At 71.6% G+C, this 8,176-nt stretch carries 6 protein-coding genes; 5 read left to right on the forward strand and 1 reads right to left on the reverse strand.

Annotation, left to right across the window (positions count from 1 at the left end):
• Nucleotides 1-25: 25 nt before the first annotated feature.
• A complete protein-coding gene (locus AB0M39_RS27075) occupies nt 26-1,150 on the forward strand; it encodes a DUF475 domain-containing protein (RefSeq protein ID WP_365368514.1) in 1,125 nt (374 codons plus the stop codon).
• A 109-nt stretch (nt 1,151-1,259) separates the two neighbouring features.
• Entirely contained in the window at nt 1,260-1,997 is a 738-nt protein-coding gene (locus AB0M39_RS27080) for a Tellurium resistance (RefSeq protein ID WP_365368515.1), read from the forward strand.
• 167 nt (nt 1,998-2,164) lie between these two features.
• On the opposite strand, the gene AB0M39_RS27085 is transcribed toward AB0M39_RS27080, so the two are convergent.
• Nucleotides 2,165-3,040, reverse strand: a complete 876-nt coding sequence (locus tag AB0M39_RS27085) for a TerD family protein (protein ID WP_365368516.1) — start codon at nt 3,038-3,040, stop codon at nt 2,165-2,167.
• A 317-nt stretch (nt 3,041-3,357) separates the two neighbouring features.
• On the opposite strand from AB0M39_RS27085, the gene AB0M39_RS27090 reads away from it, so the two are divergent.
• From AB0M39_RS27090 to AB0M39_RS27100, 3 genes are read left to right on the forward strand one after another with little or no spacing between them, the layout of a single operon-like run.
• A complete protein-coding gene (locus AB0M39_RS27090) occupies nt 3,358-4,521 on the forward strand; it encodes an HpcH/HpaI aldolase/citrate lyase family protein (RefSeq protein ID WP_365368517.1) in 1,164 nt (387 codons plus the stop codon).
• Complete coding sequence (locus AB0M39_RS27095) at nt 4,521-7,232, forward strand: phosphoribosyltransferase (protein ID WP_365368518.1); 2,712 nt, start codon at nt 4,521-4,523, stop codon at nt 7,230-7,232. Before AB0M39_RS27090 ends, AB0M39_RS27095 begins: the two co-directional genes overlap by 1 nt.
• Nucleotides 7,229-8,038 carry an HAD family hydrolase gene (locus AB0M39_RS27100; protein ID WP_365368519.1) on the forward strand — a complete coding sequence of 270 codons (810 nt, stop codon included), beginning with the start codon at nt 7,229-7,231 and terminating at the stop codon, nt 8,036-8,038. The genes AB0M39_RS27095 and AB0M39_RS27100 overlap by 4 nt, the downstream gene beginning before the upstream one ends.
• Nucleotides 8,039-8,176: the final 138 nt, after the last annotated feature.

An 8,176-nucleotide genomic window follows, 5' to 3' on the forward strand; every position in this document is an offset into this window, starting at 1 on the left:
CCGTACTTACACGATTGGGTAGCCAGTGGTTCTGAAAACCTTCGGCTGGTCGTTTGCCGTCACGGCACTCGGCCTAGCCTTCGCCGCCTGGCAGTGGGGGTGGGAGGCGTTCGGGGTCGTACTGATCCTGTCCATCCTCGAGATCTCGCTGTCCTTCGACAACGCGGTCGTCAACGCCGGAATCCTCAAGAAGATGAATGCCTTCTGGCAGAAGATCTTCCTGACGATCGGCATTCTGATCGCCGTGTTCGGCATGCGACTGGTCTTCCCCGTCGTGATCGTCGCCATCAGCGCCAAGGTGGGACCGATCGAAGCGGTCCAGCTGGCGCTGGACGAGCCCGAGCAGTACGAAGCCCTGGTCACCGACGCACACCCGGCGATCGCCGCGTTCGGCGGAATGTTCCTCCTGATGATCTTCCTCGACTTCATCTTCGAGGACCGGGACATCAAGTGGCTCAAGTGGCTGGAGCGCCCGCTGGCCAAGCTCGGCAAGGTCGACATGCTGTCGGTCTGCGTCGCGCTGATCGCGCTGCTCCTGTCGGCCGTCACCTTCGCCACGCACGCCCACACCAGCTCCGGCTACGCGGACAAGTCCGCCACCGTGCTGCTCTCCGGCGTCGCCGGACTGATCACCTACCTCATCGTCGGCGGACTCTCGGGCTACTTCGAGGACAAGCTGGAGGAAGAGGAGGAGCGCGAGCACGAAGAGGAGGAGAAGGCCGAGAAGGAGGGCAAGCCCGTCTCCGCGGTCGGCCTGGCCGGCAAGGCGGCCTTCTTCCTCTTCCTGTACCTGGAGGTGCTGGACGCCTCCTTCTCGTTCGACGGCGTCATCGGCGCGTTCGCCATCACGAACCACATCTTCTGGATGGCGCTCGGCCTCGGCATCGGCGCGATGTACGTCCGGTCGCTCACGGTCTACCTGGTCCGCCAGGGCACCCTGGACGACTACGTCTACCTGGAGCACGGCGCGCACTACGCGATCGGCGCCCTCGCCGTGATCCTGCTCGTCACCATCGAGCACCAGATCGACGAGCTCATCACCGGTTCCGTCGGCGTGCTCCTCATCGCCGCCTCCTTCTGGTCCTCCGTGCGCCGTAACAAGCGCCTGGCGGCCGAGGAAGCCGCAGCTGAGGAATCCGCGAAGGTGTGACCCTGCGGGGATTGAGGAACGCTCTGTGCGGGGCGGTTGCGAGGCAGTCCTCGCAGCCGCCCCGCACGGGGTTCGTCGCGGGGTTCATCGAAGTGACTGGGGGTGGGGCATGGCCTTCTGGGACAGCCTGTGGCAGGGGCGTGCTCAGCAGTTCGACTCGGGAAGCGCCGCGAGCAACTCCATCGAACTGACCAAGCGGCGTCCGTCGGTCTCGCTCACCAAGCAGGGCGCGGCCACCGGCAATCTGCGCGTCAACCTCTCCTGGCGGATGCGCACCTCCGACATCGAGGGCAGGTCGAGGCAGAGCGGCAGGCTGCTGCGGAACCCCTTGAAGCTCTTTCAGCCCGAGGTGGTCCAGGCCCATACCCAGGGCGTCGTCAACGTGGACCTCGATCTGGGCTGCCTCTATGAGCTGACGGACGGCTCCAAGGGCGTCGTGCAGCCGCTGGGCAGCTTCTTCGGCAGCCTCAACGAGGCGCCCTATGTGAAGCTCAGCGGCGACGACCGGTTCGGCTCGCCCTCGGGCGAGACGATCTACGTCAACCTCGACCACCGCGAGTCGATCAAGCGCCTGCTGTTCTTCGCGTACATCTACGACCAGACGCCGGCGTTCGACCGTACGCACGCGCATGTGACGCTCTATCCGAGCAACGGCCCGCGGGTCGAGATCGAGCTCGACGAGCGTGCGCCCCAGGCCCGTTCCTGCGCGGTGTTCTCCATGGAGAACGTCAAGGGCGAGCTGATCGTGCGCCGCGAGGTGAAGTTCGTGTACGGCTTCCAGGCAGAGCTCGACCGGCTGTACGGATGGGGTCTGCAGTGGGGACGCGGCTACAAGAGCCGGGTATGAGCGCGCGCGGGCCCGGGCCGGGGGTCACCGGCCCGGGGGCGTGCGGCTCAGGCTCATGCTCTGTCTCGGGCGCCGGCGGGGGCGCTGCTCCAGGGCCCGGCTCGGACACCCGCTCGGACCCCTGCTCAGACCCTGGCTCACGGGCGTACGGATCAGGGGCGTACGAATCAGGGGCGCACGAACTGCGGACCCATCGGCGGCAGCTGGAAGTTCGGGTCGGGAGCGTGCGCCGCCGCGGCGGCGGGCTGCGGGTAGCCGTACGCGGGCTGCGCCGGGGGCGCGGTTGGAGCCGGCGGGGCGGACGCGGGCTGCGGGTAGCCGTAGGCCGGCTGGGCGCCCCCTCCGGCGTGCGGATAGCCGTAGGCGGGCTGCGGGCCCCCTCCGGGGTGCGGGTAGCCGTAGGCGGGCTGGGCGGTGGTCGGGGCGTCGGGCGCCACCGTGGGAGCGGCCGGCGGCTCGGGCTCCGCGACCGGCTCGGCGGCGGCCTCCGCCTCGTCCACCGAGATGCCGAACGCCGTGGCCAGGCCGACCAGGCCGGTCGGATAGCCCTGGCCCACCGCGCGGAACTTCCAGCCCTCCCCGCGGCGGTAGAGCTCGCCGCAGATGATCGCCGTCTCCTCGCCGGTCTCCGGCTTCACATCGAAGACGGCCAGCGGCTCGCCGTCGGCCGGGGCGGCCGCGTCGTAGAGAAGTATCCGCAGGTCGCGCACGTGCTCGAAGGTGTCGCCGTCCGAGGACGCCGCGAGCACCACCTGGTCCACGGAGGCGTCCAGCGCCGCGAGGTCCGCCTCGACCGTGTCGGTCAGATGCTCCGCGACGCGCTTCTTCGACAGCCGTCGCACCAGCCCGGAGGGGTGGCGCGGCTGGTTGTAGAAGACGAAGTCCTCGTCGGAGCGCACACGGCCGTCGCCGCCGAGGAGCAGGGCCGAGGCGTCCACGTCGGGGACCCGGCCGCCCGGGGTCCAGCGCAGCACGGCCCGTACGGCCGTGGCATCGAGTGGGACGTTCGAGCCCTTCAGCATGGCGTGCGTCATGTCCGTCATCCTGCCTTCCCGGAGCCCGCCCGGACAACGCGGGGCCGCAGTTCCGGGCCCCGCTCCCGCTCGCTGTCTCTCCCCCGGATCTCGGCGCATGACGCCTCAGACGGCTCAGCGGGGAATACTCCAGACGATCTCAGTGATTCCTGTGACTCCTGGGACCCGCGGGGTCACTCCCCGTAGGACTGCGTACGCTGAGGGCATGGAGGTAGAGCAGATGGGTTACCTGGATTTCATGCACTTGGGGAACTCTTGACACCGGCGTCTACGTACTATTACCGGCCACACAACTTCAGGCCATAACGGCAGTACGGGGGACTACCATGCGTCATTTCGGGCATATCCCGCCCGCTGTCCAGAAGGGGCTGTTCCACCAGGAACCGAGCGAATTCAGCCCGGACTCCCCGGCACGGACGCTCGCAGCCGCCCTGGGCGCCACGCTCTACAGCCCCGCCACCCGGCCGAAGCTCGCCGACGATGTGATCAAGCAGGCGAGCCGCGGAGTCGTCTCCATGGTGCTGTGCCTGGAGGACTCCATCGACGACGCCGAGGTCGAGGCCGCCGAGGCGAACCTGGTCAAGCAGTTCGCCGAGCTCGAGGAGTCGGGCGGCGAGCTGCCGCTGCTGTTCATCCGGGTCCGCGAGCCGGCGCAGATCCCGGACCTCGTCAGCCGACTGGGGTCCTCCGGTCGCCTCCTGTCGGGCTTTGTGCTGCCCAAATTCACCGAGGAGCGCGGCGTCCCCTTCCTGGAGGCGCTCACGGCCGCGGAGGCGGCGAGCGGGCGGCGGCTGTTCGCCATGCCCGTGCTGGAGTCGCCGGAGCTGCTGCATCTGGAGACCCGGACGGGGACCCTCGCCGGGATCGCCCGCACCGTCGACGCGTACCGCGAGCGGGTGCTGGCGCTGCGCCTGGGCGTCACCGACTTCTGCTCGGCGTACGGACTGCGCAGACCGCCCGACATGACCGCGTACGACGTGCAGATCGTCGCCTCCGTCATCGGCGACGTGGTCAATGTGCTCAGCCGCTCCGACGGCACGGGCTACACGATCACCGGCCCGGTGTGGGAGTACTTCCGCCTCCAGGAGCGCATGTTCAAGCCCCAGCTGCGGCGGAGCCCCTTCCTCGAAGGCGGCACCGAGGAGCTGCGCACCGCGCTGATCGAGCACGACCTGGACGGGCTGCTGCGCGAGATCGAGCTCGACCGCGCCAACGGCCTCCAGGGCAAGACCTGCATCCACCCCTCCCATGTGCTGCCCGTGCACGCGCTGTCCGTGGTCAGCCACGAGGAGTTCAGTGACGCGCAGGACATCCTGCGGCCCGAGCGGGGCGGCGGCGGAGTGATGCGCTCGGCGTACACGAACAAGATGAACGAGGTGAAGCCGCACCGCGCCTGGGCGGAGCGGACGCTGCTGCGCGCCGAGGTCTTCGGCGTGGCGCACGAGGACGTCGGATTCGTGGAGCTGCTGGCCGCGGGACTGGGCCGCTGATGAGCCAGGCGAAGCGCCGACAGGCGCAGACAGGGAACGAGAACGTGGTGTGGTCCGGTACCTGGGTGGCCGACCGGCTCGGCGTCGGCCTGGCCGGCGACGGCAGGCTGCGCGAGCTGCTGGGCCTGGCCCTGCGCCGCAACCCCAAGCGGGCGCATCTGCTCGTGTCGAACGTGCTGGGCAAGCATGTGCCGCAGTCGCCCGCGGTGGTGTACGGCGCGGGGTACGAGCTCGGCGAGCGGGTGCGGGAGCTGCTCGGCGAGCAGGCCGCGGCGCGCTCGGTCGTCCTGGGGTACGCGGAGACGGCCACGGGCCTGGGCCACTCGGTCGCGGACGGGGTGGGCCTCGCGCCCTACCTGCACTCCACGCGCCGCCCGGTCGCCGGCGTCGCGAGCGCCGGAGGCTTCGAGGAGGCCCACTCCCACGCGACCTCGCACCTGCTGCTCCCCGAGGACGCGGAGCTGCTCGCGGGCCAGGGGCCGCTGGTGCTGGTGGACGACGAGTTCTCGACCGGCAACACCGTGCTCAACACCATTCGTGACCTGCACGAACGCTATCCGCGCCAGTGGTACGTGATCGTGGCCCTGGTCGATATGCGCTCGGCGGCGGACCGGGCACGGCTGACGGACTTCGCGAAGGAGATCGACGCCAGGATCGACCTGATCGCGCTGGCCTCGGGCACGGTCCAGCTCCCCGACGACGTCCTGGCGAAGGGCCAGGAACTGGTCGCGATCCATGAGAGCGCGGCTGGGCTTTCGCAGGGCGTGGCGGGTGCGGATGGGTCTGCGCAGGGCGTGGTGGGTGCGGCTGGGTCTGCGCAGGGCGTGGCGGGTGCGGCTGGGGTTTCGCAGGGCGCGGCGGGGGTCGCTGAGCTCCCGCAGGGCGCGGCGGGCACTGAGCTCCCGCAGGCCGCGGCGGGTGCCGCCGAGCCTCCGCAGGGCGCGCCCGGCTCCGCGCCGGTGCGGGTCGAGCTGGGGTGGCCCGCCTCCGTCCCCGACGGCGGGCGGCACGGCTTCCTGCCCGAGCACCGGGAGCGGCTGGAGGCCGCCCTGCCCGCGATGGCCCAGCACATAGCCGACGCGCTGGGCGACCGGGCAGCCGACGACGGCGCCCGCGTCCTCGTCCTCGGGTTCGAGGAGCTCATGTACGCGCCGCTGCGCCTGGGGACCGCCCTGGAGCACACCGTCCGCGCCGACGTCGCGTACTCCACCACCACCCGCTCTCCCGTCCTCGCCGTCGACGACCCCGGCTACGCCATACGCAGCCGCCTCGTCTTCCCGGCCCACGACGACCCGGCCGACGGCCCCGGCGAGCGGTACGCCTACAACGTCGCCGGCGCGGGCTTCGACGCCGTCGTCGCCGTCGTCGACTCCACCGCCGACACGCCCCTGCTCCACGGCGAGGACGGCCTGCTGGCCCAGCTCGCGGCGCACACCCCGCGGGTCGTGCTGGCCGTGGTCCCCTCGTACGTCCCCTCGTACGTCCCCTCGTCCGTCTCCGACGCGACGGCCGCCCGCGGTGGCGCGCCCGTAGCCGCCCGAGCAACCGAAAGGGCCTCCATGCTGCCCGAGCCCCTCCGCGGCCCCGACTTCTCCTCGTACGCCCCCGACGAGGTCGGCTGGCTGCTCCAGGACCTGTCCGACGCCGACCTGGAGGCCCCGACGGAGGAGCGCGAGGAGGCGATCCAGAGCGGCGGCGCGCACTACGCCGAGTCGCTGCCCGTGGAGTACCAGCCCAGCGCCCAGTACCAGCAGCTGTTCAAGGCCGCCCTGGAGACCTCGGCCGCCCGGATCGCCCGCGCGGTCGGCGCCGTCACCGAGACCGTCCTCGCCGAGCGGTCGCCGCGCCCCGTCCTGGTCTCGCTGGCCCGCGCCGGCACGCCCGTCGGCGTGCTGATGCGCCGCTGGGCCCAGCACCGGCACGGCCTGGACCTGCCGCACTACGCCGTCTCCATCGTCCGCGGCCGAGGCATCGACGCCAACGCCCTGCGCTGGCTCCAGCAGCACCACGACCCCGCCGACGTCGTCTTCGTCGACGGCTGGACCGGCAAGGGCGCGATCACCCGCGAACTGGCCGCGGCCCTGACCTCCTGCGACGACGTCGCCGGCTTCGACCCGGAGATCGCCGTCCTCGCCGACCCCGGCGGCTGCGTCCGCACCTACGGCACCCGCGAGGACTTCCTCATCCCCTCCGCCTGCCTCAACTCCACCGTCTCCGGCCTGATATCGCGCACCGTCCTGCGCGCAGACCTGGTCGGACCGCACGACTTCCACGGCGCGAAGTTCTACCGCGAACTCGCCTCCGCCGACGTGTCGAACGACTTCCTGGACACCGTCGCCGCCCGCTTCGACGAGGTCGCCGACGCCGTCGACGCCGACGTCAAGGAACTGCTGGCGGCCGACCGCGCGCCCACCTGGGAGGGCTGGGCCGCCGTCGAGCGGATCAGCGCGGAGTACGGCATCAACGATGTGAACCTGGTCAAGCCGGGCGTCGGCGAGACCACGCGCGTGCTGCTGCGCCGCGTCCCCTGGAAGATCCTCGCCAAGCGCGGCGCGGGCGCGGACCTCGACCATGTGCGGCTGCTCGCCGAGCAGCGCGGCGTGGCGGTCGAGGAGGTCGACGACCTGCCGTACACCTGCGTCGGGCTGATCCACCCGCAGTACACCCGCGGTGCCACCGGCGCGGACGGCAAGGCGGTGACGGCGCCATGACGACTCTCGTCGCGAGCGACCTCGACCGCACGCTCATCTACTCCGCCGCCGCGCTCGGCCTGCGCATGCCGGACGCCGACGCGCCCCGCCTGCTCTGCGTCGAGGTGTACGGCGGCAAGCCGCTGTCGTACGTCACCGAGACCGCGGCCGCCCTGCTGGACGAACTGGCCCGCACCGCCGTCTTCGTGCCCACCACGACCCGCACCCGCGAGCAGTACCAGCGGATCAGCCTCCCGGGCCCCGCCGCCCGGTTCGCGATCTGCGCCAACGGCGGGCATCTGCTCGTCGACGGCGTCAGCGACCCGGACTGGCAGCGGCAGGTCGCCGCCCGGCTCGCCGACGAGTGCGCCTCGCTCGGCGAGGTCCGCGCCCATCTGCTCGCCGCGGCGGACCCCGCGTGGCTGCTCAAGGAGCGCATCGCCGAGGACTTCTTCGCGTACCTCGTCGTGGAGCGCTCGCTGCTGCCCGAGGGCTGGGTGAAGGAGCTCGCCGAGTGGGCCGAGCCCCGGGGCTGGACGGTCTCCCTGCAGGGCCGCAAGATCTACGCCGTGCCGCAGCCGCTCACCAAGAGCGCGGCGGTGCGCGAGGTGGCGCGCCGCACGGGCGCGGAGGAGATCCTGGCGGCCGGGGACTCGCTCCTCGACGCCGACCTGCTGCTGTCGGCGGACCACGCCTGGCGCCCGGGCCACGGCGAATTGGCCGACACCGGCTGGAGCGCCCCGGACGTGGAGGTACTCGAGGAGAAGGGCATCGCCGCGGGCGAGGAGATTTTGCGCCGCTTCTTGGCGGCGGCGGGGCGGGGGTAGGAGCGGGGGCGGGGGTTGAGGGCCGCCGGCCCCGCCGCAGGGGCTCTGCGATGCGGGGCTCAGTGGTGCGGGGCCCAGCGAGGCCCCGGCCTCAGTGGCGGCGGCCCCGCGCCGGGCCAGGCGGCGCCGGGCTCACCC

The sequence above is a fragment of the Streptomyces sp. NPDC051907 genome (assembly GCF_040681075.1).
GTDB lineage: Bacteria > Actinomycetota > Actinomycetes > Streptomycetales > Streptomycetaceae > Streptomyces.